We start from the raw sequence: 23,081 nt of genomic DNA on the forward strand, positions 1-23,081 counted from the left end.
GTCGCGGCTCCGCCGCTCGTCCTCAAGCGCCGGACGGGCTGAATTCAGCCCGTCCGGCGCTTGAGGACTCCGCCCGGAGGGCGGACGGGGTCCGGGGTCTCCCCGGAAGAAACGGCGAAAGGGCGGGCCAGGGGCAACCCCCCTCACCGCCCCACCCGCTCCCGCTGACGCCGACGCCCCCGCACCACCTCCACCCCCAACGGCAACAACGACACCAACACCACCACCCCCACCACCGGCAGCAGATACCGGTCCACATTCGGCACCACAGCCCCCAGCGCATCCCCGGCCAGCACCAGCCCCGCCGTCCACACCACCCCTCCCGCCACCTGCCAGATCGTGAATTCGCGGCGCGGCACGCCCAGCGCCCCCGCGAGCGGGTTGAGCACCGTGCGCACCACCGGCACGAAGCGGGCCAGGACGATCGCGCGCGCATGCCCGTAGCGGTCGAGCAACTCCTCGGCGCGCTGGGCTCCTTCGAGCAGCCGCCTGTTGCGGGAGCGGGCCAGCAGGGTGCGGCCCCCGCGGCGGCCGAGCACGTACCCGCACTGCGAGCCGGCCAGCGCGCCGGTCACGGCCGCGGCCAGGACCTGGGCGAGGTCGAGGTGCGGCCCGGAGTGCGCTCCCGGCCGGCAGAGGAGGCCGGCGGTGAACAGCAGGGAGTCCCCGGGCAGGAAGAAGCCGATCAGCAGACCGGTCTCGGCGAAGAGCACGACGGCGATGCCGAGCGCCCCGAACGACGACAGCAGCGAGGACGCGTCGAGCGGGTTGACGGCGAGTGCGGCGAAGGGGAGAGGTGGCGATGACACGGGAGCACGGCCTCCGGCGGTCGTTGTCTACACAGGAGTAGACGGTCTACACGACTGTAGACGATCGGGCGGGGCGCGTCTCCTCCCGCATGCCGCCCCACCGGACCCAAAGCCCGAAACCCAAGGCCCGAAACCCAGAACCCAGAACCCAGAACCCAAAGCCCGAACCCGAAACCCAAAGCCCGGAACTCAACCGCTCCGCGGCCGCCGCGAATCCGCATGCACCCCCTGGAGGATGCCCATCGCGGCGCACACGGCGAACATCGAGGACCCGCCGTAGGAGACGAACGGCAGCGGGATCCCGGCCACGGGCATGATGCCCAGCGTCATCCCGACGTTCTCGAAGGACTGGAAGGTCAGCCAGCACACCACCCCGCCGGCCAGCAGCGTGGCGAACATGTCGTCCGCCCGCCGGGCGATGCCCAGGGCCCGCCACAGCACCACGCCGAGCAGGGCGATGACGGTGCCGGCGCCGAGGAAGCCCAGTTCCTCGCCGGCGACGGTGAAGACGAAGTCGGTCTGCTGCTCGGGCACGAAGCCCCCACTGGTCTGGAAACCGTGGAAGAGCCCCTGGCCGAGCAGCCCGCCGGAGCCGATGGCGATCCGCGCCTGGTGGGTGTTGTAGCCGACGCCGGACGGGTCCAGATGCGGATCGGCGAACGCGGCGAAGCGGTTGATCTGGTACGCGCTGAGCAGGTGGAGCCCGAACACCGCGACGACCGCGGTCGCCGCCACCCCGGCGAGGACGCCGAGCGTGCGGCCGGAGACGCCGGAGAGGAAGAGCAGCCCGGCGGTGACGGCGGCGAGGACCAGGCTCGTGCCCAGCTCGTGGCTGGCCATGATCACCAGGGCGGGCACGGCGAACAGCGCGAGCGCGATCAGGGTCTGCCGCCCGCCCGGTACGCTCCCGCGCCGGGTCTCGCGCTCCTCGGCGAGCAGCGCGGCCAGCATCACGACGAGGGCCGGTTTGACGAACTCGGAGGGCTGGAGCGAGAAGCCGCCGCCGAGCACGATCCACGAGTGGGCGCCGTTGATGGTGCTGGCGAGCGGGGTCAGCACGGTGGCCAGGAACAGCAGCGACGCGCCGTAGAACACCGGCGCGTAGCCGCGCAGCCGGCGGTGGCCCAGGAAGGCGAGCGCCAGGCACAGGGCGAGCCCCAGCACCAGATTGAGTATGTGGCGCTTGAGGTAGGAGTGGGGGTCGGCGCCGGCCGCGTCCTGCCGGTGCACCGTGGCCGACCAGGTGAGCAGCCCCCCGATGCAGCCCAGGGCCACCATGGCGCCCAGCAGGACCCAGTCCAGGCGCCACAGCGGGGAGGAGCGGCCGAAGGCCCTGAGCAGCGGGCGGCGGGCCTGGGGCCGGACGAGTGCGATACCCACGGGTGATCCTCCGGGACGGCGGGCGACGGCCGGGAGGAGTCGCTGTGCGGCACCGGCCGGGGAGGGTCCTTCCCCGGCCGGGCCCGGTCCTCCCGTCGTTTCACCCGATCGTGAGGTCGTCCGCGAGAACGGCGCCCTGGCCGTACCAGCCGTGGACGTAGACGGTGACCTTCCCGGAGGAGTCGGTGGTGAAGGGGACCGAGAGCTTCGTCCAGTCGCCGGACGTCGACCACTTGCTCGCCGTCGCCCCGCCCGAGACGCCGAGGAAGGCGTAGTCGCCGCGGACCCAGCCGCCGAGCGTGTAGGACGTGCCGGGCGCGAGCGTCAGCGTCTGCCGGCACTCGCCGGTGCCGGACGCCGTGGGGGCGGTCCGCAGCGCGTACGAGCCGCCGTGCACCGGGGAGTTGACCACCGTCGCGCCCTCGTCGCAGCTCCAGGGAGCGAGGGCGCCGGTCTCGAAGTCGCCGTTGACGACGCGGCCCGGGGTGCCGGCGCCCGGGACGGTCAGGGTGTACGCCGCCGTGTGGCTGCCGGAGGGCGCCGTGCCCGTCACGGTGAGCGGATAGCTGCCGGGCGGGACGTCGGAGGCGACGGAGACGGCCAGCCGGGCGGAGTCGCCCGCGGTCACGGAGGAGGGGGAGACCTCGGCGGTCACCCCGCGCGGGGCACCGTCTACCGCGAGCCGGACGGTCTGGGCCGGGCCGGAGACGGCGGCCGTGCCGACGGCGGCCGTCGCGGAGCCGCCCGGGGGCACGGAGGACCCGCCGGGCGTGACGGATATCGAGAAGTCCGGCCGCGTGGGCCCGCCTCCTCCGGTGAACGGGGCGAACGCGCGGCTGAAGTCCCAGGTCTCCTGGGCGAGTCCGGAACAGGTGTCGGACCCTTTGGTGCCCGGGCAGCCGCCGTTGTCGCGCTGGAGCGCCCAGAACGAGAGGGTGTTGATGTTCCTGGAGACCGCCCATTGGTAGACCTTGGCCGCGTCCTGGGTGGTGAACGTCTCGGCCGGGCCGTAGTCGTCGATGCCCGGCATCTCGGTGATGCCCGTCATCGCCCACAGCTGTGCGTCGCTCTTCGCCGGGTAGAGCCGGGCCAGTTGGGCGTGCAGTCCCTCGGCGGCGCTGATGGTGTCGGCGGCCATGTCGTGCTGGGCCCCGTCGTAGTAGTCGAACGTCATGATGTTGACGACGTCGACCCGGGTGCCGTTGGCGACGGCGTTGCGCAGGACGGCGAGCCCGCTGTCGGCGAGGCCGTGGGTGGTGGTGGGCAGGGTGTAGGAGATCTGCAGCGGGCGACCCTGGGCGGCGGCCCGGTCCTGGACCTTCTTGACCGCCTTGTTGCGGCGGTCGATCCCGGCGCTGTTGGTCAGCGAGTTGTCCTCGATGTCCAGGTCGATGCGGCTGATGTCGTAGGTCGTGATGACGTTCTCGAAGGCGTCGGCGACCTTGTCGGTGTCGGTGCAGCTGTCGGCCAGTTCGGTGCCGCCGTTGTCGGCCGCGTAGCCGCCGAAGGACGGTATGACGTCGCCGCCGCGGGAGCGGATGGTGCCGAAGTCGGCGCCGAACACGGACGGGGAGACCGGCTTGCTCTTGTCGCCGTTCCAGTACGGCGTGCAGGAGCCCTTGGCCTCGGTCTGGAGGAAGGCCATCGTCAGGTGCTTGGCGCCCGACTGCGCGGAGAGCTCGGCCGGGCCGCCGCCGGGGAGCCAGCTCTCGAAGTAGGGCGCGAAGACCCGCGGGGGAAGGGGGGTGGCGGCCGTCGCCGGCCCGCCGTGGCCCAGGGCCACGGCCGCGCCCGCCAGCGCGGTGGCCAGGGCGGTGACCGCGGTGCGGACGGTGGGGCGTCGTCGTCTCACGGATGCTCCCGGTGACTGGGGTGTGCACGGGGTGGGGGCGGTTGCGCGGTGAACATCGTTGGACTGGACCAGAGTTGAGTCAAGAGTCCCGGCAGCGGGAAAAATTTCCCCGGCCAACCACGCGGAATTACCGACCACTTGGCAGCACTCGCACACGGGCACAGAGAAATCCCCCCGCACCGGGCGCGATGCCCGGTGCGGAGGGATTTCCGCGGAACCGCGAGGCTTTCGTCAGCCGTTGGCGGATCCGTTGCCCGAGATGATCGGGAAGTCGTCGAGGATGTGCGACAGCGGGTCGTCGCCGTCGTTGATCGTCGAGTTGTCGGTGCACTGCTGCTGCTGCTCCGAGGTGAGGACCGGCACGTCCTGGACGCCGACGTTGATCAGCGCGATGAGGGACTGGATACCGGCCTTCCCGACACCGATGCACACCTTGTTCAGCGAGCCCTGGACCAGGCTCATCTGCGGGCTTTCCTTGCCGCCGGTGTGGGTGTTGCCGTAACCGGTCTTGGCGCCGTTCGCGTTGTAGACGTCTTCGTCGTCCCCGAACGCCATCGCTGGGGTGGCCATGGCGCCGATCGCGGAAGCCGACACCGCGGCCGTGGCGATTGCCTTCTTGAGCACGTCTATGCCTTTCGATCGAAGAGGGTTTTCCCGCTCGGGAAGCGAACTGAGTAACTCTGACCCTTTTGGGAAGTTCCGGGATTTCACTCATTCGAGCCATCGATGCCGGTGGGAGCCGGTCCGGAGCCGGTCCGTATCCGTACGGAAGCGCCGCGCGGCATCTCCGGAGGGTTTATCGGGCTCCCTGTCCGGGGTGGTCGGGCATATGGGTGACGCGGGCGGAAGGGCGTCCGCCCGGCTGGTACGGTGCGGTCCGCGGCGGGCCTCCCGCCGCCGGTCCGCCCGGACGGCGCCCCCACGCGACGCGTCCGGGCGGGCCCTCGGCCTTCCGTACGGCCTCCCGTGCTGGGCATCGACGGCCGGGACGGGTGTGACGAGGGGGACACCGTCATCGCGCACCGGGTCGTATACCCTCGTCCGTGTGAATCTGCTTGTAAAGCGACGCCACGTGGACTTCCTGCGCGTCACGAGCATGTCCTGTCGCCGCTCCGGCTGACCAGCGCCCCCTGCTGCCCGACGTCTTCTCCGGGCCGGGGCGCACACCGCGCTGACCTCGCGTTTCTTTAGCTCTCTTCAGCTGTTCCCCGGCTCTTCCTGCTTTTTCGCACAGCCTGCCGCCCTGTCCCGTTCCGTCCGCGCACCCTCGCGGCGGCGCGGGCCGCCCGGTGATCCCGGGGGCGGACGGGCCCCTCACGCACGTTGTGGACACCTCATGAACGACAAGCTCCCCGTCATCGACCTCTCCGCCGCCTCCGGCACCCCCGACGAGCGCGCCCGCTTCCACGAGACGCTGCACGCCGCCGCCCGCGACGTCGGCTTCTTCCACCTGACGGGCCACGGCATCAGCGATGACGAGACCGCCGGACTGATGCGCACCATGCGGGCCTTCTTCGCCCTCCCGGAGGCCGACCGGCTCGCCGTCTCCAACCTCAACTCGCCCCACTTCCGCGGCTACACCCGCATCGGCGACGAGCGCACCGGCGGCAGCCAGGACTGGCGGGACCAGCTCGACATCGGCGCCGAGCGTGCCCCGCACGTCCCGGCCCCCGGGGAGCCCGGCTACTGGTGGCTGGACGGCCCCAACCAGTGGCCCGCCGCCCTCCCCGAGCTGCGCACCGCCGCCCTGGGCTGGATCGACCGGCTCGGCGCGGTCGCCGAGCGGCTGCTGCACGAGCTGCTCACCGCGATCGGGGCGCCCGCCGACTTCTACGACGAGGCCTTCGCCGACCGCCCCCACCTGCACCTCAAGCTCGTCCGCTACCCCGGCAGCGCCCCCGACGGGGCCGGTCAGGGCGTCGGCTGGCACAAGGACTACGGCTTCCTGACCCTGCTGCTGACGGACGAGGTCGGCGGGCTCCAGGTCGAGGGCCCCGGCGGGTCCCTGATCGACGTGCCGCCGCTGCCCGGCGCCTTCGTGATCAACCTGGGCGAGCTGCTGGAAGTGGCCACCGACGGCTACCTCAAGGCCACCAACCACCGCGTGGTCAGCCCGCCCGGCACCCGGGAGCGCTACTCCGTGCCCTTCTTCTACAACCCGCGCCTCGACGCCCGGATCGCGCCCGTGCCCTTCCCGTACGCCGACCGGGCCCCGGGCGTCACCCAGGACGCGGCCAACCCGCTGTTCGCCGAGTACGGCCGCAACGAGATCAAGGGCTGGCTCCGGGCACACCCCGCCGTGGCGCAGCGCCACCACCGGGACCTGCTGGAGGCCGCACCCGTCGGCTGAGACCGGCATCACCACCCCGCCCCCTCGGTCACCCGTCAAGAATTTGTAAAGTGAACGGGCGTCAACACCTCGGGATCGCAGGCCCGAGGGCATGGGGGGTGGGGTTGTGCAGGAACAGGCTGTTCGAAAACTGGGGACCGGGATCGGCTGGCGGCCGGAGATCGCCGACGCGATCGCGGGGCTGACCGGGCTCGACTGGGTGGAGGTCGTGGCGGAGAACATCTGCCCCGGCCACCTCCCCGACGCCCTGCGCCGGCTGCTCGACGCCGGCACGACCGTCGTCCCGCACGGCGTCTCGCTCGGCCTCGGCGGTGCCGAACGCCCCGACCTCGCCCGCCTCATGGCCCTCGCCGAACGCGCCGAGGCCCTGGGATCCCCGCTGGTCAGCGAGCACATCGCGTTCGTGCGCTCCTCCGGCGGGCCCGGACCCCGGCTGGAGGCCGGGCACCTGCTGCCCGTGCCCCGCACCCGGGACGCGCTCGACGTCCTCTGCGAGAACGTGCGCATCGCCCAGGACGCGCTGCCCGTACCCCTCGCACTGGAGAACATCGCGGCCCTCATCGCCTGGCCCGACGAGGAGTTGACGGAGGGTCAGTTCCTCGCGGAGCTCGTCGCACGCACCGGGGTGCGGCTCCTCGTGGACGTCGCCAACCTTCACACCAACCACGTCAACCGGGGCGAGGACCCGGCCCGCGCGCTCGACGAACTGCCCGTCGAGGCCATCGCCTACGTCCACGTCGCCGGCGGGTACGAACGCGACGGGCTGTGGTACGACAGCCACGCCCACCCCGTCACCCGGCCCGTGCTCGACGTCCTCGCCGAGCTCCGCGCCCGCGTCGCCCCGCCCGGCGTCCTGCTGGAGCGCGACGACGACTTCCCCTCCGGGGCCGCGCTGGCCGCCGAACTGGACGCGATACGTGGTGTGATGGCGGGGGCCCGGCATGGCTGAGACCTCCGGCACCGACGCCGCCCGCGAGCGGCTCGCCCGCGCCCAGTACGCCCTGCTCGCCGCGCTTGTCACCGACGCCCCGCCGCCGCCCGGCTTCGACCCGCGCCGTGTGGCGGTGCAGCGCCGGGCGCTGCACGCCAAGCGCGCCGGCGTCGTCGCCAAGGTGGCGCCCGAACTGCCCGCGCTCCTCGGGGACGACTACCGCCGGCTCTTCCTCGGCTACGCGGGGAAGCGGGCCATGACGGACGGCGGTTACCGGCGGGACGCCCTCGACTTCGCCCGCCACCTGATCGGCGTACGGGCCGTGCCCGAGCCCCAAATGGACCGCCTGGCGGCCTGGTTGGCGGGGGAGACCGCGCCGCCCGCCGGGCCCTTCCGCCGGTTGGTGACCGCCCTGCGCGGTGGACGAAAGGCAGTGAACCGATGATCGTCGTCGTACTGGTGACGCTGGTCGCCGTCGTCGCCCCCGCCCTGGGGACCCTGTGGCTGTGGTGGCGGGCCCGCCATCCCTCGGGAGCCGTGTCCCTACTGAAGCCTGATCTGCTGCGGGCCGCCTATCTCCAGGGCGGCGCGGGCCGGGTCGCGGACGCCGTGATCACCAGGATGTGGCAGGACAAGCGCGTCAGGGTGCGCAGCGGCCGGGTCACCGTGAAACGCCCCGTCGCCGACGACGCCGTGGAGCGCGCGCTGCTCGCACAGTGCGGCGCGGACTGGGCCGAGTCGCTGAACTGGCTGCGCGTCGGCCTGCGCAGAGACGCCGCCATGGAGGCACTGCACCACGACCTCGTCGCCCAGGGCCTGTTGACGGCCCCGCGCATCTGGCGGCTGTGGCGCACGTCCGTCGTCGTCCAGCGCGTGGGCCTGCCCGTCGCCCTGGTCGCGACGCTGATCGCGGACGCCTCGCTGTTCCCCGGCGTGCTGGTCGTCGCCGCCCTCGGACTGACGGTCTCGATCGTCTGCCGGCGGGGCAAGCGCCGTATCCCCTACACCGCTTCGGGCGAGGACCTCGCCCGGCGGATGCGGACATACGGCCCCTGGAGCACCACCGACCCCGCCGAACACCCGGAGAAGCACGCCGGGGTGGTCGCCGTGCACGGCACGGAGGCGCTGACGGGTACGGCGCTCCGCCACGAGTTCCGGAACGCGAACGAGAAGGACCGGAAGCGCCGCAGCAGCGGCTCTTCTTCCTCCTCCTCCGCTTCCTCTTCCTGGGCGGGCTCGACGTCGTCCGGCTCCGTCGTGGTGGGCGCCTCCTGCGACGGCGGCTGGAGCGAGGCGGGGTGGGGCGACGGGGGCTCGTCGTCCGGCGACTCGGGAGACTCGGGCGGTTCGAGCTGCTCCTCGGGGTCGAGCTGCTCCAGCTGTTCCTCGTCGAGCTGCAGTAGCAGCAGCTGCTCGTAGCGGCCGGGCCGCCGGCCTTCACCGGCGGCCCAGTCCCACCACCGCCGCGCAGGTGACGACGGCCAGTACCGCTCCCGCGCCCATCAGGGACGCCGCCCTGAACGCCCCGGAGAGCAGGGTGACCGCGTAGGGCGCGAACATCCCCGTGTACGCGGCCGTCCAGAACAGTGCCGTCACCCGTGCCAGCCGCTCCGGCGGGGCGAGTGCCGCCACCTCCGTCAGGCCGAAGGACAGCAGCAGGCCGTAGCCCGCGCCGAGGACGGCCGCCGTGCCGAGGGCGGGCAGCGGCCGGGCGTCGGGGACCACCACGGCGGCGAGGACGAAACCGGACGTGACGACGGCCAGTCCGGTGGCCGCGGTGGCCAGGCGGTGGCGGGCGGCCAGCCGCCGGGCCACCGGCTGCACCAGCAGGCCCGCGCCGGGCACGACCGCGGTGGCGACCCCCGCGTAGACGGTGTGCCGGCCGGACAGACCGTGCACCAGGCCGGGCAGGGTGACGAAGCCGACGGTCGGCGCCGCGAACACCCAGGGCGCGAGCGGGAGTACGGTACGGCGGAAGCGCGCCCGGTCCCAGCCGGACGGGGACGGGGAGGGCGCCGGGCCGCCACCCGTCTCGGGCGCTCCGTACGCCGCAGCCCAGGCCCCGCCCGCCAGCAGCAGGTGCGGGACGTAGGCGAGCACCGTCGGGTGCGGCGCCCACTGGGCGATCAGCGCCGAGACCAGGCCGCCGGCGGCGAAGCCGGCGGAGACGAACAGCCCGGGCCGGCGGGCCGCGACGCCCGGCGCCGCGCCCGGGGCGAACGGCGGGCCCGACAGCTCCTTGACCCAGGCGCTGCCCGCCGCCAGCAGGGCACCGGCCCCGAGCCCGGTGAGCAGCCGGCCGGGCAGCAGCCACCGGGCGTCCGCCGTCCCCGCCATCAGGACGCCGGTCGAGACGAGGTTGACGGCCAGCGCCGTCAGCGCGACCCGCCGCCGGCCCAGCCGGTCCGCCAGCGGCCCGCCCGCCAGCAGCCCGGGGACCAGCCCGAGGACGTACACCGCGACCAGCCCGGTGGCCGCGGACTCGGACAGGCCCAGCTCGGAGCGGTAGACGCCGAGGAGGGAGGAGAACTGGTTGGCGCTCCAGCCCGAGGCCGTCATCATCCAGGCCGTCCGCAGCCCGGGACGGGACACGGGCCGGACCGGCGGGGCGGGTGGTGCGGTGGGTGCTATGGCGGTGCGTGAAGGGGTGGTGCGTGAAGTGGTGGTGCTCATGGCGGCAGTTGTACGGGCCGGCGGCCCGCCCCCGCCGCCCGCGTTCACGAATCGTGAACGCCCCCGCGGGACGCGCACCCGGCCCGCCTAGGCTGGACGGCATGGATCTCCGGCTGCTGTCCTCCTTCCTGGCCGTGGCCGAGGAAGGCCACTTCGGCCGGGCCGCCGCACGGCTCTTCCTGTCCCCGCCCGCCGTCACCGGGCACATCCGCCGGCTGGAGACCGAGCTGGGCACCCGGCTCCTGCACCGCGCCCCGGTCTCCCTCACCCCGGCCGGGGAGCGGCTGGCCGTCCACGCCCGGGCGCTGCTCGCCGCCGCGAACGCCGCCCTGGACGACGTCGCGGACGCCGCGGAGGACCGCCCGGCCGTGCGTCCGCTGCGCATCGGCATCATGGGCCACGGCTCGGCGGAGCTGACCCCGGCCGCCATCAACGCCTACCGCCGCGCCCGTCCGGAGGTCCCGGTCGAGACGCGGGAGCTCGACTACACCGAGCACGTCAGCGCCCTGCTCGGGGACCGTGTCGACGTGGCGTTCGTCCGGCCCGCCCCCGACGACGAACGGATCGTCTGCGACGTGCTGACCACCGAGCGGCGCATCGTCGCGGTCCCCGAGCGCTCGCCGCTCGCCGACGCCCGCGGCACCGGGGTGCACCTGGCGGACGTCGCCGAACTGCCGTACTTCCGGCTGCCCGGGCACACGCCGAGGGTCTTCACCGACTACCTCTACTTCGGCGGCGACGCCCCGCGCCTCAGCGCGCACACCGCGCTCACCCCGCACGAGGTGCTCACCGCGGTCGTCACCGGCCGCGCGGCCGGCAGCGGACTGGAGTCCTTCGCGCGCTACTACTCCTGGCCCGGGGCGGTCTTCGTCCCGGTGCTCGACGCCCCCTGGGAGAGCAGCTACCTGGCCGTGCGCGCGGACGACACCGGCCCCGAGGTCAGGATCTTCCGCGCGCTGGCCCGGGCGCTGGCGGGGGACCGGGGAGCCGCGGCTCACCCCACCCGGTAGGCGCTGTCCGGCACGTCCGTGACGAACATGTGCCCCGGCGCGTGCGTGATGGCGAACGGCGGCGCCGAGGCCATCAGGGCGGCCTGGGGGGTGACGCCGCAGGCCCAGAAGACGGGGACGTCGCCGGGGTGCGCCTCGACGGGGTCGCCGAAGTCCGGGCGGGCGAGGTCCTCGATGCCCAGTTCCGCCGGGTCGCCGGCGTGGACGGGGGCGCCGTGGACGGCGGGCATCAGGGCGGTGAGCCGGTGGGCGGTGTCCACGAGGCCGGCGGGGACGGGGCGCATGGAGACGACCAGCGGGCCGTGGAGGCGGCCCGCCGGGCGGCACTGCCGGCCGGTCACATACATGGACACGTTGCGGCCCTGCTCGATGTGGCGCAGCGGGACGCCGGCCCCGCGCAGGGCGCCCTCGAAGGTGAAGCTGCAGCCGATGAGGAAGGCGACGAGGTCGTCCCGCCACACGCGGGTGACGTCGGTGGGCTCGTCGACGAACCGCCCGTCGCGCCAGACGCGGTAGCGCGGGAGGTCGGTGCGCAGGTCGGCGCCGGGGGCGAGGGCGGTGGTGACGCCGCCGGGTTCGGTGACGTCCAGGACCGGGCAGGGCCGCGGGTTGCGCTGGGCGAACAGCAGCACGTCGTAGGCCCAGTCGGCCGGTACGGCGATCAGGTTGGCCTGGGTGCGGCCGTCCGACCAGCCGGCGGTGGGCCCGTCGAGGCCGGCGCGGAAGGCGGCCCGGGCGTCCGCCGGAGGGACGGACGCCCGGGGGCTCGTGGCACGTGCGGTGGTTCCCATGGGCACCTCGTGAGGTGAGGAGGAGAGGACCGTGGCACCGCGACGATAGGGATTGTTGAACAACGCCCGCAAGGGGGTGGGCGGTAAAGGGAGTCGGCCCTCCCCACGTCCGGCCCGCCTCCGGTCAGGGCCGGATCAGCTGCGTCGCCTGTTCGTCCACTCCCAGTGCGGGCTCGGGCGCGGGCCTGCGCGCGGAGTCGCTGATCTTGAGCAGAAGCCCGATGAGGACCCACGTCGCCACCTGGGACGAGCCGCCCGCGGCCAGGAACGGCAGGGCCTTGCCGGTGAGCGGGATCAGACCCGTGACACCGCCGCCCACCACGAACACCTGGAGCGCGAGGGCGCCGGCCAGCCCGGTGGCCAGCAGCTTGCCGAAGGCGTCCCGGGCGTCGAGGGCGGTGCGCAGACCGCGTTCGACGAGCAGGGCGTAGAGCAGGATGACGGCCATCATGCCGGTGAGGCCGAGCTCCTCGCCCACGCTGGTGAGGATGAAGTCGCTGCGGCCCGCGAAGCCCAGCAGGTCGGAGTGGCCGTGGCCGAGGCCGGTGCCCAGGACCCCGCCGCTGCCGAAGCTGAACAGCGCCTGGGCCGACTGGTCGGAGATGATGCCGGGCGGGCGGGGGGTGTCCCAGTACGACATCGGGTGCAGCCAGGCGGAGACGCGGCCCTTGACGTGCGGCTCCAGGGAGCCGACCACGGCCGCGCCCACGACGAACATCAGCACGCCCGAGATGACCCAGCTGCCGCGCTCGGTGGCGGCGTAGAGCATGATCACGAACAGCCCGAAGAAGATCAGCGAGGTGCCGAGGTCCCGTTCGAAGATCAGCACCAGCAGGCTGAGCAGCCACACCGCGGCGATCGGGCCGAACTGCCGTCCGCGCGGCAGGTAGAAGCCCAGCACCCGGCGGCTGGCCAGGGCGAGCGCGTCCTTGTACAGCGTCAGATAGCCGGCGAAGAAGACCGCGATGCCGATCTTCACAAACTCGCCGGGCTGGAACGACAGCGCGCCCAGCCGGATCCAGCGCTTGGCGCCGTAGGAGTCCTGGCCGAAGAAGGCCGGGGCCATCAGCAGCACCAGGGCGCCGAAGATCATCACGTACATGTACCGCTGGAGATGGCGGTGGTCCTTGAGGAGCACCAGGATCGCCAGGCAGACGGCCAGTCCGATGCCGCTCCACATCAGCTGGTTGGGCTCGGAGGGGGAGGCGTGGAACCTGGTCCCGTACGAGATGTCGAGCCGGTGCAGCAGGACCAGCCCCAGCCCGCTGAGCGTCACCGCGAGCGGCAGGATCAGCGGATCCGCGTACGGGGCGAATCTGCGCACCGCGAGGTGCGCGGCCCCGGCGACCGCCGAGAACCCGGCGGCGTACCACAGCAGATCGCCCGGCACCTCCCCGTCGACGGCCAGCCCCACGCAGGCATAGCCGAACAGCGTGAGCACCACTGCGAAGCCCAGCATCAGCAGCTCGGCGTTGCGTGCCCGCGGCGCGCTCCTGCGCACCGGCGTCCCGTCTCCCGCGCCCATGAATCCCTCGGTTCCCGTACGCGCCGTCACCGGCGCGACCCATAGCTCGCATGTGCGGCCCCGCCGCACCTCCTTGAAGGAGTGCCGGGAGCCGGGAAAGGTTGCGTTGTTTCGCAAGTGTGCGCAAGAGGGGTCCCGTACCGGCCATTTGTGACCGCCTCCGACCGGGGCCGGACGTCTGCCGGAGGTCTGTGCCAGTGGCGGTGTCCGGGCGGGCGCGGGCGTGTGACCTTGGCGGGGACGAAGGGGCGGGCCGGGCGGGGAGCGGGGACGGGTCTCCGGAGCGGACCCGTATGACTGAAGGTTGGCCTGGCGATTTTCCCGTGGTTTCGGAGGTGTTGCGGGGGCATTGGTCTTGTTCGCTGTCGAGTGACGGTCGGATACTCGGTGAACGCGTTTGGCATGAACGCGACGTCCTGGTGGTGCTCCGCCGTGATGCTCCGTCATGGTGCTCCGCCGGTGTCGCGTCCGGTCCTTGCGTCCTCCGGGCCCGCCTCACGGGGCGGGCACACCCCCCTCACAGGAGGTCACGAGTTGACATCAGCACGGATAACCGGACGGCGTGCGGCCCTGGCCGGGGTCGGCGCCGTGGTTCTGGCGGCCACCGCACTCAGTACCCAGGGAGCCGGCGCGGCGCCGCCGGAGCCCCGGCATCTGACGGCGGTTCAGGCGGGACAGCTCGCCCAGCGCATCGGCGCCGACCTCAAGGGCGCCTCGCCCGGCGCCTACTACGACGCCGCGGCGAAGAAGCTCGTCGTCGACGTGGTGGACCCCGCGTCCGCCGCCACGGTGCGGGCGGCCGGGGCCGAACCCCGTACCGTCGGCCGCACCGCCGCGCAGCTCGCGTCGGCCAGACGGACCCTCGACGCCCAGGCCCGCATCCCGGGCACCGCCTGGTCGGTCGACCCCAAGACGAACAAGGTCGTCGTCAAGGCCGACAGCACCGTGCGCGGCGCGAAGCTGGACAGGCTCAACAAGGTGATCGCCTCGCTCGGGGACAGCGTCGTCCTCAAGCACACCGCGGGCACCTTCCGGCCCACCATCGCCGGCGGCGACGCCATCTGGGCGCCCTCCGCCCGCTGTTCCCTGGGCTTCAACGTCACCAAGGACGGACAGCCGTACTTCCTGACCGCCGGACACTGCGGCAACATCTCCAACACCTGGTCCGACCAGCAGGGCGGCTCCCAGATCGGACAGACGGCCCAGTCCGTCTTCCCCGGCCACGACTACGCCCTCGTCCAGTACACCGGGGGCACCGACCACCCCAGCGCCGTGGACCTCTACAGCGGCGGCCAGCAGCAGATCACCCAGGCCGCCGAGGCGACCGTGGGCGAGAACGTACAGCGCAGCGGCAGCACCACCCAGGTGCACGGCGGCCAGGTCACCGGCCTCAACGCGACCGTGAACTACTCGGAGGGCACGGTCACCGGGATGATCGACACCTCCGTCTGCGCCGAGCCCGGCGACAGCGGCGGCGCCCTCTTCGACGGCACCTCGGCCATCGGTCTGACCTCCGGCGGCAGCGGTGACTGTTCGTCGGGCGGCGAGACGTTCTTCCAGCCCGTCACCAACGCGCTCGGCGACCTCGGGGCCCAGATTCCCTGACGGTCCCGCCCGGACGTGGCTCCCGGACCCACCCCTTCCGGCGGTCCGGGAGCCGCTTCGCGCGCCCGTGAAATCCCTGGCGGGACGGGCCTGCGGGCTGTAACGATCGGCCGCATGCTCGCGTATCCCGTACCGCCCCCGTCCGAAGCGGCCGTCCGCCGGCTGCTCGACGCCGTCCTCGGGGCGGACCCCGCCCGGAGTGTGCGGCCCGTGGCCGAGGGCGGCGAGCACGCCACCTGGTGGGCCGGCCCGCACCACGTCGTACGGTTCGCGCTCGACCCGGACACCGGCGTGCGCCAGCGGCGCGAGAGGGCCCTGCGCGACCTGGTGCGCGACCGCGTCGGCGTCGCCGTGCCCGCGAGCGCGGCGGCGGGGGAGTGGGCGGACGGGCTCGCCTTCACCGTCGACACCCGGCTGCCCGGGGTCTCCGGCGAGCTGCGCCGCGTGTCGCGGCGGGGCGAGGCACGGCTCGCGCGGATGCTGCGCGGACTCGCGGGCGTCACGCCGCGGGAGGCCGCGGCGATCGGTCTGCCGGAGCAACCGCCGCGCTCCATGGGGGAGTTGCGGGCGCGCGCGGAGGCGGCCGCCCGACGGCTCGCGGCCGACGGCGAGTTCGACGGATCGCCGCTGCCCCGTCCGGTCCCGGACACGGGCGCGCGCGCCGTCCTGCACAACGACCTCAAGGGCGAACACCTGAGGATCGGCAGCGGCGGCCGGGTCCTGGGCGTCCTCGACTGGACGGACGCCGCCGTCGGCGACCCGGCGGAGGACATCGCGGGCCTCGCCCTCGCGATCGGCGCGGCGGCGGCCGCCCGGGTGGCCGCCGCGGCCGGTCACGGGCCGGTGCTGCGGGCCAGGGGCATCGCCCTCGCCCGGCACGACACCCTGATCCGGCTCGCGGACCGGCTGTACGGGGACGACGACAGCCCGGTCCCGCTGCTGCGCGCGCAGCGGGACCGGGCCTGGGAGCGGTCGTGAGGACCGCGCGGGGTCAGATCGTCGCCGTGTCGATGACGAAGCGGTAGCGCACGTCGCTGGCGACGACGCGCTCGTACGCCTCGTTGATCTGCTCGGCGCGGATCAGCTCGATCTCCGCGGCGATGCCGTGCTCGCCGCAGAAGTCCAGCATCTCCTGGGTCTCGGCGATGCCGCCGATCATCGACCCGGAGTAGGACTTCCGCCGGGCGACGAGGGCGAACGGCGAGATGGACTGCGGCTTCTCGGGGGCGCCCAGCTGGACCATGGTGCCGCCGGTGCGCAGCAGGCCCAGGTAGGCGTCCAGGTCGAGGTCGGCCGAGACGGTGTTGAGGATCAGGTCGAAGCTGTCCGCCAGCTCCTCGAACGTGGCCGGGTCGGAGGTGGCCCGGTAGTGGTCGGCGCCCAGCCGCAGCCCGTCGTCCTTCTTGCGCAGCGACTGGCTGAGGACGGTGACCTCGGCGCCCATCGCGTGCGCGATCTTCACCCCGAGGTGGCCCAGGCCGCCCAGGCCGACGATCGCGACCTTCTTGCCGGGGCCCGCCTGCCAGTGGCTGAGCGGGGAGTAGAGGGTGATGCCGGCGCACAGCAGCGGGGCGGCGACGTCCAGCGGGATGCTCTCGGGGATGCGCAGCGCGTAGTTCTCGTCCACGACGACGGCCTGGGAGTAGCCGCCCTGGGTCTGCTCGCCGTCCCGGCCGGTGGCGGCGTAGGTGCCGACCATGCCGAGCTCGCCGGTGCAGTACTGCTGGAGCCCGGCGAGGCAGTTGTCGCACTCCCGGCAGGAGTCGACGATGCAGCCGATGCCGGCCCGGTCGCCGACGGCGTACCGGGTGACCTCCGCGCCGACCGCCGTGACCACACCGGCGATCTCGTGGCCGGGGACGATCGGGTACTGGCGGTCGCCCCAGTCGCCCTGGACGGTGTGGATGTCGGAGTGGCAGATGCCGGCGTACTTGATGTCGATGAGGATGTCGTGCGGGCCGAGCTCACGACGGGTGATCGTGGTCTTCTCCAGCGGGGCCTTGGGGGCCGGAGCGGCGTACGCGGCGACGGTGTTCTGGGTCATGCCATCGATCGTGCGCCGGTGCCGGGCCGCCAGCCAGATCCCCGTCCAACCTACGCTTGCCTGTCCTACCACTGGCAGGACCACCTTCCGCCGCAGGTCAGCCCTGCATACTGGTCGGCATGGACCGGTGCACCGAACTGAGCGAGTTCCTCCGATCCCGCCGTGCCCGGCTGCGGCCGGAGGACGTCGGGCTCACCCCCTTCGGCGGGCGCCGCAGGGTGCCGGGGCTGCGCCGGGAGGAACTGGCCCAGGTCGCGGGGGTGAGCGTCGCCTACTACACTCGGCTCGAACAGGGCCGGGGGCAGAACGTGTCGGACGCCGTGCTCGACGCGATCGCCGGTGCGCTGCGGCTGACCGAGGCGGAGCGCTCCCACCTGGTCAAGCTGGCCCGCCCGGCCGCCCGGAGCGGGCGCGGGGCCGCCCGCCCGCAGCGCGTCCGGCCCGCGGTGCGGAACCTGCTGGACACGATGGACAACGTCCCCGCGTACGTCCTCGGCCGGCGCATGGACATCCTGGCCTGGAACCCGCTCGCGGCCGCGCTGCTGGGCGACTTCGCCGCCGTCCCGGCCGCGCGGCGCAACATGGCCTGGATGATCTTCCTCGACCCCGCCAGCCGGGAGCTGTACGCGGAGTGGGACCGCAAGGCGGCCGACATCGTCGCCCTGCTGCGCACGCACGCCGGCTCGTACCCGGACGACCCCGCGCTGGCCTCGCTGATCGGCGAGCTGTCCATGAAGAGCGAGGAGTTCCGCAGGCTGTGGGCCGCGCACGACGTGCGGGACAAGTGCTACGGGGTCAAGAAGTTCCACCACCCGGTGGTGGGCGGGCTGACCCTGAACTGCGAGACGCTGCTCCTGCCCCAGGACCCGGACCAGAGCGTCGTCACCTACCACGCCGAGCCCGGCTCCCCGTCGGCCGAGTCGCTGCGGCTGCTGGCCAGCTGGAGCCTGGACGCGGCGGGCGAGCGGCGCGAGGCGGCCCGGGAACGGCAGTGATCCGTCAGCCGGCCCACTTGCCCGAGGTGAAGGCCAGGGCCAGGACCGTGGCCAGCGGAGCGGCCACGCACAGATAGGTGCTGCGGATCCACGGCCGGCGCACGCTGGCCACCGCGAGCATGGTCCACAGCGGCCACCACAGCAGGGTGGCCCGGGGGATGGACTGATACCAGAACGATGTGCCCAGCGCCCACAGGCTCAGCCCCATGTAGAGGGCCTCGGGCCACTGTCGGCGCACCACCAGGAAGGCCAGCAGCAGCAGCCCGACGACCATGGCGAGCAGCTCCGCCTGGAACATCACGGCGTAGTCGGTGGTGGTGGCGTCGGCGAAGGCCCCGTCCCAGGTGTGCTTCCACGCCTCCCACGGCGCGTGGAACTGCCGATACCAGCCGCGTTCCTGGGCGTGCTTCCAGGCCATCCAGTCACCGGTGCCGCTGTGCAGGTACCAGCTGTAGGCCAGGGCCGGCAGCGCAGGGACGGCCAGCCACCCGGCCGGACGCCACTGACGCCCGCGGGGCCGGGAGAGCAGGAACTGCGCGGCGAGCGCCGCCGCCACGAACAGACCGCTGATGCGGACGGTGGTGGCCGCCGCGCCGAGAAGCCCCGCGAGCGCCCACCGGTCGCGGCGGGCGGCGAGCCAGGCGGGCAGCGCGAAGGCGAGGAAGAGCGCCTCGGTGTAGCCGGCGGCCAGGAAGACCGCGCACGGCGAGGCCAGCAGGAACAGCGCCGCACGCGGCCCGGCCCGCTCGCCGGTCTCCGCCGGCAGATGCAGCCGGGTGATCCGGGAGAGCGCGACCACGGCCACCGCCCCGGCGACGAGGGAGATCAGCAGCCCGGCCGCCGTCCAGCTCGGGACCACGGTGTGCACGGTACGCAGGACGAAGGGGAAGCCGGGGAAGAACGCCTCGCGGTTGTCGGGCCGCGCCGAGCCGATCCCGCCGAACCCGCCGGGCTCGGTGGGATCGGCGAAGTAGCCGTTCTCGGCGATCTTCCGGAAGAAATCCGCGTCCCAGCGGTACCAGAGGGACAGGTACGGAGCCGGGTGCTTGGCATCGGGCCCGGCGGCGAAGAGCCAGGCCGAGCCGTATGTGGTGATCGCGACGGCGATCCGGGTCAGCGCGTAGATCCCCAGGACCGCCCGGTCCGTGGCGTCGAGGGAGGAGAGGCCCGGGAGCCGGGAGAGGCGGACGTTTCTACGGCGTGCGGGAGGACCGTCCGAAGGCACCGCCTTCGGGGCACGCTGCTGCCCCTGCGACGGTGCCTTCGGTATCGGTATGCGGGCCATGCTGCGGCGCCTCCCTGACGTGCGGATACGGGCGGATGATGGTGAGAGGGGACGCCACAGCACATCACACGGTTCCCTCGCATCCCAAGCGGCGGCCGTCGGCCGGCCGGCTCGACCGGATGCGGATACCGGTCGGCAGGCAGCCGGGCCGGCCGCTCCCGTGTTTCGGCGGTATCGGCCGGGCCGGAACCGGCGCGGCGCGGCAGCCCGAGCGTCTCCGTTCCGGACGTGTCCGTACGAGGAGGCGGCCCGCACGCCGACCTCGGCGGCGACCTTGCGCAGGGAGAGGCCCTCGGGGCCTTCGCGCTCCAGGAGCAGCAGTGCGGTGTCCGTGCGGAGCGGACAGGTCGTCAACAGCGCCTTGGCGGCCGGGCTGCACGCCGCCTGCCTGGCCGCGGCCGGGCTTCTCGTGGTCGTCGCGGCGGCCGTCCCGGTGTTCGTGCGGCGGCCCCGGTCGGCGGGCCCGGACGAAGTGGCCGGGGCGCTGGTGCGCCGTTCCTGACGGCCCGCTAGTGTTCCCCGAACGGAAGCCGGAACCACATGCGTTCACCCGTTCTTGGGGCGAGGGGAAGAACACGTGGGATCCGGCCGCGGCGGAGGGAACCCTCAGCGGGGGTACTCCCTCTCCCCAGCCGAGATGCGAGCAGAGGCGGACACAACCCGAATGCGGGGGCAGTTGATGACAGGAAGAGTCGCACAGCGACGGTCGTCGGTCGTGCGGAAGACGGCCAGGAGCGCGGCGGTGGCGCTCACGGCCGGGGTCGTGCTGGCGGGTACCGCGGCGCAGGCCGCCCCCGCGGCACCCGCCGCCCCGGCCACACCCGGATGCGGTCCGCTGCGCGCGGCGGCCGCCCCCAAGGCGGTGCCGGGCGCCGCGGTCCCGGACGACGGGCAGGTGTCCGGGGCGTCGTACACGGCGGCCGGCGCCCGCAAGGTCTCCTTCACCGTCGCCTCCGCCCAGGCGCCCATCGGCCTGTGGTCGAAGGCGGCCCTGACCCTGCGCACCCCCGTCGCCAAGGGCACGGCGCGCCTCGACCTCGCCAGCCGCGGCTTCAGCACCGACTCGGTGACGGTCCAGCGCTACGTGCCCGCCAAGCACGCCTGGGTGGACCTCGACTCCCGCCCCGGCAGCGGCAGTTGGCCGCAGCGCGGCACGCTCTCCTTCCCGGTCTCGGCCAAGGGGGCGAGCCCCCGCCACCCGTACTCCGTGGCGCTGCGCTTCCAGGATCTCGACCGCCCCGGCAGCCTCACCGTCAACGCCTCCGTCACGGACGGCCGCGGCCGCACCCTCCGGGCCCACGCCCGTACGGTGACCGCGACCCGGCCCCAGGTGAGCGTGAGCGGCTGGCAGGGCACCCCGTCCCTGGTGCGCGGCGGGGCGGCGCAGGCCTTCACCCTCAAGGTCCGCAACACCACCAACCGCGCATACCCCGCGCTGAGCGTCAACTACTTCGCCTACGGCGCGGGCAAGCAGCACACGCTCACCCCCAAGGACCTGCTGCTCCAGCAGTACCGCCCCGGCCGCGGCTGGGAGAAGGTCGACCTGACCGCCGGCGGCTGCGACCCGGGCATGGGCGCCGCGCTGCGCCCGGGGAAGGCGAACCTGGCGCCGGGCGCCACGGCCGTCTACCGGCTCCGGCTGTCCGTGGCCAAGTCCGCGCCGCGCGACGTGGTCAAGGCCGACAGCGGGGTCTCGGTGAACAACGCCGACCAGTCCTTCTTCTCCCGCCGGCTGCTCTTCACGGTCCGCGGCGGCGGCAAGTAGGCGGACGGGCGTCGGGAATCGTCAGGAGCCGTCCGGGGCGACCCGGGCGGCTCCTTCCGTCGGTGACGGGGGAAAGGCGGGGGAAAGCGGCAGCGGAACGGTACGGTTCGGTGGAATTCGTCCGAAATGCCTGACACCAGGAACCGTCATGTTCAAGGGATTCAAGAACTTCGTCATGCGCGGCGACATCGTCACCGTCGCAGTGGGCCTGATCATCGCGCTGGCCCTGAGCACCCTCATCAAGGCCTTCACGGACTCCGTGATCAACCCGATCATCGCCAGCGCCCAGGGCGGCCACGCCTTCGGGCTCGGCTGGCAGCTCGGCCGGACCGGGAACAAGGCCACCTACCTCGACCTCGGCTCGTTCATCTCGGCGGCGATCTACTTCGTCATCTTCATGGCCGTCGTCTACTTCCTCATCGTCGTGCCGTACCGGCACGTCCAGGCGCGGCGCGGCGTGACCGTCTTCTCGGAGCCGCTGCCCGTCAGGACCTGCCCGGCCTGTCTCTCGGAGGACGTGCCGACGGCGGCGACCCGGTGCCGCTACTGCTGCACCGACCTGCCGCCGGTGGGCACGATGCCGCACCACTGAGGGACGCCACCGGACCAGGCGGGGCGTCACCCCGCCCGGGAGGCGCTCATGACCCGCTCCTCCGGCAGCGCCGAGCGCACCCGGTGCGCCGTGCCCCTGGCCCAGGACCCCGTGACCACCGCGCCCAGCACCAGCACCAGCGCCCCGCACCCGGTCAGCAGCCACCACGCCGGACCCGCCGCCGCCGTGAAGGCCGCGACCCCCGGCGCGGTGCCGCCCGGCAGGGACGCCGCCAGGACCGCTCCCGCCAGCGCCACGCCGAGGGACAGGCCCACCCGGCAGCTCGTCGTGCTGACCGCCGACGCCACGCCCGCCCGGTCGCGCGGCATGCCCGCGACCGCGAGGTGCGTGGCCGGTACGTCCACCAGTCCGACGCCCGCGCCCACGCACGCCGAGCCGGCCAGGAACGGCAAGGCGTCCGAGCCCGCCCCGAACAGGGCGATCAGCAGCGCGCCCGCCGCGAGCGCGGCGCCCGCGAGGACCAGCGGCGGCCGCGGGCCGCGCCGCGCCAGCAGCCGCCCCGCCAGCGGTGCGCACACCACCGTCGCCAGCGGCATCGGCAGCGTCCACACCCCGGCGGCCAGTGCGGACAGGCCCCGGGCGTCCTGGAGGTAGAGCGTGCTGAGGAAGAGGTACCCGCCCAGCACCGCGAAGGCCCCCAGCGAGATGACCACCGCGCCGCCGAACGGCGCGCTGCGGAAGAACCGCGGGTCGATCAGCGGGTCCGCGCGGCGGCGCTCGTACACCACCAGCCCGGCCAGCGCGGCGGCGGCGACCGCCGCGGCCGCCAGGACCGCGGGCGCGTGGAACCCCCGGTGCGGGGCGTCGATGATCGCGTAGGTGAGCGGGCCCAGCAGGGCGACCACCAGCAGCTGGCCCACCGCGTCGAAGCGGCGCCGTACGGCGGCCCGGGACTCCGGCAGCCGCCGCGCCGCCAGGGCCAGTACGGCCAGCCCCACCGGCACATTGATCCAGAAGACCGACCGCCAGCCGGCCGCCGACACCAGGACGCCGCCCAGCAGCGGCCCCGCCGCCATACCGACGGCGAACGAGGCCGTCCACACGCCGATGGCCCGGGCCCGGTGCGCCCGGTCCGGCGCGACATGGCTGATGACCGAGAGGGAGACCGGGCCGAGCGCCGCTCCGCCCAGCCCCTGCACCGCCCGGAACGCGACCAGCCCGCCGGTGGAGGACGCCAGGCCGCACAGCGCCGAACCGGCCGCGAACAGGGCGAAGCCGGCCAGCAGGACCCGCCGCCGGCCGACCCGGTCGGCCACCGAGCCGGCGAGCATGATCAGCGAGGCCACCAGCATGTTGTAGGCGTCGAGCGTCCACTGCATGCCGGTGACGGAGGCGTGCAGCTCGCGCTGGATCGCGGGCAGGGCGACATTGAGCGCCGTCGAGTCCAGACCCACCATGAACACGGCCGTGCAGCACACGGCCAGCGCCAGGCGGAAGCGTCGGTCGGCCATGG

19 protein-coding genes and 1 pseudogene are annotated in these 23,081 nt (G+C 73.6%); 10 read left to right on the top strand and 10 right to left on the bottom strand.

Annotated elements, in window-relative coordinates:
- Positions 1–143: 143 nt before the first annotated feature.
- The 4 genes from AB8735_RS32800 to AB8735_RS32815 form a co-directional block, all read right to left on the bottom strand.
- Complete coding sequence (locus AB8735_RS32800) at positions 144–809, bottom strand: DedA family protein (RefSeq protein ID WP_344027891.1); 666 nt, start codon at positions 807–809, stop codon at positions 144–146.
- Positions 810–998: 189 nt separating this feature from the next.
- A complete protein-coding gene (gene rodA, locus AB8735_RS32805; RefSeq protein WP_344027888.1) occupies positions 999–2,189 on the bottom strand; it encodes a rod shape-determining protein RodA in 1,191 nt (396 codons plus the stop codon).
- Positions 2,190–2,289: 100 nt separating this feature from the next.
- Entirely contained in the window at positions 2,290–4,041 is a 1,752-nt protein-coding gene (locus AB8735_RS32810) for a carbohydrate binding domain-containing protein (RefSeq protein WP_372411293.1), read from the bottom strand.
- Positions 4,042–4,272: 231 nt separating this feature from the next.
- On the bottom strand, positions 4,273–4,665 hold the full coding sequence (locus AB8735_RS32815) for a rodlin (RefSeq protein WP_372411295.1): 393 nt from the start codon (positions 4,663–4,665) through the stop codon (positions 4,273–4,275).
- Positions 4,666–5,377: 712 nt separating this feature from the next.
- Here AB8735_RS32815 and AB8735_RS32820 point away from each other — a divergent pair.
- The 3 genes and pseudogenes from AB8735_RS32820 to AB8735_RS32830 all read left to right on the top strand — a co-directional run bounded on the left by AB8735_RS32820 (position 5,378) and on the right by AB8735_RS32830 (position 8,741).
- On the top strand, positions 5,378–6,391 hold the full coding sequence (locus AB8735_RS32820) for an isopenicillin N synthase family dioxygenase (protein WP_372411296.1): 1,014 nt from the start codon (positions 5,378–5,380) through the stop codon (positions 6,389–6,391).
- Positions 6,392–6,482: 91 nt separating this feature from the next.
- Positions 6,483–7,767: pseudogene (locus AB8735_RS32825) on the top strand (DUF692 family multinuclear iron-containing protein).
- Positions 7,764–8,741, top strand: a complete 978-nt coding sequence (locus AB8735_RS32830) for a TIGR04222 domain-containing membrane protein (RefSeq protein WP_372411298.1) — start codon at positions 7,764–7,766, stop codon at positions 8,739–8,741. The pseudogene AB8735_RS32825 and the gene AB8735_RS32830 overlap by 4 nt, the downstream one beginning before the upstream one ends.
- 18 nt (positions 8,742–8,759) lie before the next feature.
- Here AB8735_RS32830 and AB8735_RS32835 read toward each other — a convergent pair whose 3' ends face one another.
- Positions 8,760–9,995 carry an MFS transporter gene (locus AB8735_RS32835; protein WP_372411299.1) on the bottom strand — a complete coding sequence of 412 codons (1,236 nt, stop codon included), beginning with the start codon at positions 9,993–9,995 and terminating at the stop codon, positions 8,760–8,762.
- A 101-nt stretch (positions 9,996–10,096) separates the two neighbouring features.
- On the opposite strand from AB8735_RS32835, the gene AB8735_RS32840 reads away from it, so the two are divergent.
- Positions 10,097–11,005 (top strand): LysR family transcriptional regulator, encoded by a 909-nt coding sequence (locus AB8735_RS32840; RefSeq protein WP_344027869.1) that lies wholly within the window; start codon positions 10,097–10,099, stop codon positions 11,003–11,005.
- Here AB8735_RS32840 and AB8735_RS32845 read toward each other — a convergent pair.
- The gene (locus tag AB8735_RS32845; RefSeq protein WP_372411301.1) at positions 10,990–11,796 is read right to left on the bottom strand and encodes a putative hydro-lyase; all 807 of its coding nucleotides are present in this window, start codon (positions 11,794–11,796) and stop codon (positions 10,990–10,992) included. The genes AB8735_RS32840 and AB8735_RS32845 overlap by 16 nt on opposite strands.
- A 124-nt stretch (positions 11,797–11,920) precedes the next feature.
- Positions 11,921–13,321, bottom strand: a complete 1,401-nt coding sequence (locus tag AB8735_RS32850) for an FtsW/RodA/SpoVE family cell cycle protein (RefSeq protein WP_344027864.1) — start codon at positions 13,319–13,321, stop codon at positions 11,921–11,923.
- Between the two features lie 534 nt (positions 13,322–13,855).
- Between AB8735_RS32850 and AB8735_RS32855 the strand changes: the two genes are divergently transcribed.
- Positions 13,856–14,926, top strand: a complete 1,071-nt coding sequence (locus tag AB8735_RS32855) for a S1 family peptidase (RefSeq protein WP_372411303.1) — start codon at positions 13,856–13,858, stop codon at positions 14,924–14,926.
- 114 nt (positions 14,927–15,040) lie between these two features.
- Positions 15,041–15,904 carry a phosphotransferase family protein gene (locus AB8735_RS32860; RefSeq protein ID WP_372411305.1) on the top strand — a complete coding sequence of 288 codons (864 nt, stop codon included), beginning with the start codon at positions 15,041–15,043 and terminating at the stop codon, positions 15,902–15,904.
- Between the two features lie 13 nt (positions 15,905–15,917).
- Here AB8735_RS32860 and AB8735_RS32865 read toward each other — a convergent pair whose 3' ends face one another.
- The gene (locus tag AB8735_RS32865) at positions 15,918–16,970 is read right to left on the bottom strand and encodes an NAD(P)-dependent alcohol dehydrogenase (RefSeq protein ID WP_372411307.1); all 1,053 of its coding nucleotides are present in this window, start codon (positions 16,968–16,970) and stop codon (positions 15,918–15,920) included.
- Between the two features lie 119 nt (positions 16,971–17,089).
- Between AB8735_RS32865 and AB8735_RS32870 the strand changes: the two genes are divergently transcribed.
- Complete coding sequence (locus tag AB8735_RS32870) at positions 17,090–17,965, top strand: helix-turn-helix transcriptional regulator (RefSeq protein ID WP_344027852.1); 876 nt, start codon at positions 17,090–17,092, stop codon at positions 17,963–17,965.
- Between the two features lie 4 nt (positions 17,966–17,969).
- Here the strand turns inward: AB8735_RS32870 and AB8735_RS32875 are convergent, their stop codons facing one another.
- Entirely contained in the window at positions 17,970–19,250 is a 1,281-nt protein-coding gene (locus tag AB8735_RS32875) for a mannosyltransferase family protein (protein ID WP_372411309.1), read from the bottom strand.
- A 325-nt stretch (positions 19,251–19,575) separates the two neighbouring features.
- Between AB8735_RS32875 and AB8735_RS32880 the strand changes: the two genes are divergently transcribed.
- The 3 genes from AB8735_RS32880 to AB8735_RS32890 all read left to right on the top strand — a co-directional run bounded on the left by AB8735_RS32880 (position 19,576) and on the right by AB8735_RS32890 (position 21,607).
- A complete protein-coding gene (locus AB8735_RS32880) occupies positions 19,576–19,752 on the top strand; it encodes a hypothetical protein (RefSeq protein WP_372411311.1) in 177 nt (58 codons plus the stop codon).
- Positions 19,753–19,965: 213 nt separating this feature from the next.
- Positions 19,966–21,015, top strand: a complete 1,050-nt coding sequence (locus AB8735_RS32885) for a hypothetical protein (RefSeq protein ID WP_372411313.1) — start codon at positions 19,966–19,968, stop codon at positions 21,013–21,015.
- Between the two features lie 148 nt (positions 21,016–21,163).
- Positions 21,164–21,607 (top strand): MscL family protein, encoded by a 444-nt coding sequence (locus tag AB8735_RS32890; protein WP_372411315.1) that lies wholly within the window; start codon positions 21,164–21,166, stop codon positions 21,605–21,607.
- Positions 21,608–21,633: 26 nt separating this feature from the next.
- On the opposite strand, the gene AB8735_RS32895 is transcribed toward AB8735_RS32890, so the two are convergent.
- On the bottom strand, positions 21,634–23,079 hold the full coding sequence (locus AB8735_RS32895; protein WP_372411317.1) for an MFS transporter: 1,446 nt from the start codon (positions 23,077–23,079) through the stop codon (positions 21,634–21,636).
- Positions 23,080–23,081 lie beyond the last annotated feature (2 nt).

It is taken from the genome of Streptomyces luteireticuli (assembly GCF_041519305.1).
In the GTDB taxonomy this organism is placed as follows: domain Bacteria; phylum Actinomycetota; class Actinomycetes; order Streptomycetales; family Streptomycetaceae; genus Streptomyces; species Streptomyces luteireticuli.

Coding starts and splice junctions, on each gene's coding strand:
- AB8735_RS32890 (WP_372411315.1), top strand. CDS start 21,164: ATGTTCAAGGGATTCAAGAACTTCGTCATGCGCGGCGACATCGTCACC.
- AB8735_RS32830 (WP_372411298.1), top strand. CDS start 7,764: ATGATCGTCGTCGTACTGGTGACGCTGGTCGCCGTCGTCGCCCCCGCC.
- AB8735_RS32835 (WP_372411299.1), bottom strand. CDS start 9,995: ATGAGCACCACCACTTCACGCACCACCCCTTCACGCACCGCCATAGCA.
- AB8735_RS32840 (WP_344027869.1), top strand. CDS start 10,097: ATGGATCTCCGGCTGCTGTCCTCCTTCCTGGCCGTGGCCGAGGAAGGC.
- AB8735_RS32860 (WP_372411305.1), top strand. CDS start 15,041: ATGCTCGCGTATCCCGTACCGCCCCCGTCCGAAGCGGCCGTCCGCCGG.
- AB8735_RS32850 (WP_344027864.1), bottom strand. CDS start 13,321: ATGGGCGCGGGAGACGGGACGCCGGTGCGCAGGAGCGCGCCGCGGGCA.
- AB8735_RS32895 (WP_372411317.1), bottom strand. CDS start 23,079: ATGGCCGACCGACGCTTCCGCCTGGCGCTGGCCGTGTGCTGCACGGCC.
- AB8735_RS32845 (WP_372411301.1), bottom strand. CDS start 11,796: ATGGGAACCACCGCACGTGCCACGAGCCCCCGGGCGTCCGTCCCTCCG.
- AB8735_RS32870 (WP_344027852.1), top strand. CDS start 17,090: ATGGACCGGTGCACCGAACTGAGCGAGTTCCTCCGATCCCGCCGTGCC.
- AB8735_RS32865 (WP_372411307.1), bottom strand. CDS start 16,970: ATGACCCAGAACACCGTCGCCGCGTACGCCGCTCCGGCCCCCAAGGCC.
- AB8735_RS32820 (WP_372411296.1), top strand. CDS start 5,378: ATGAACGACAAGCTCCCCGTCATCGACCTCTCCGCCGCCTCCGGCACC.
- AB8735_RS32875 (WP_372411309.1), bottom strand. CDS start 19,250: ATGGCCCGCATACCGATACCGAAGGCACCGTCGCAGGGGCAGCAGCGT.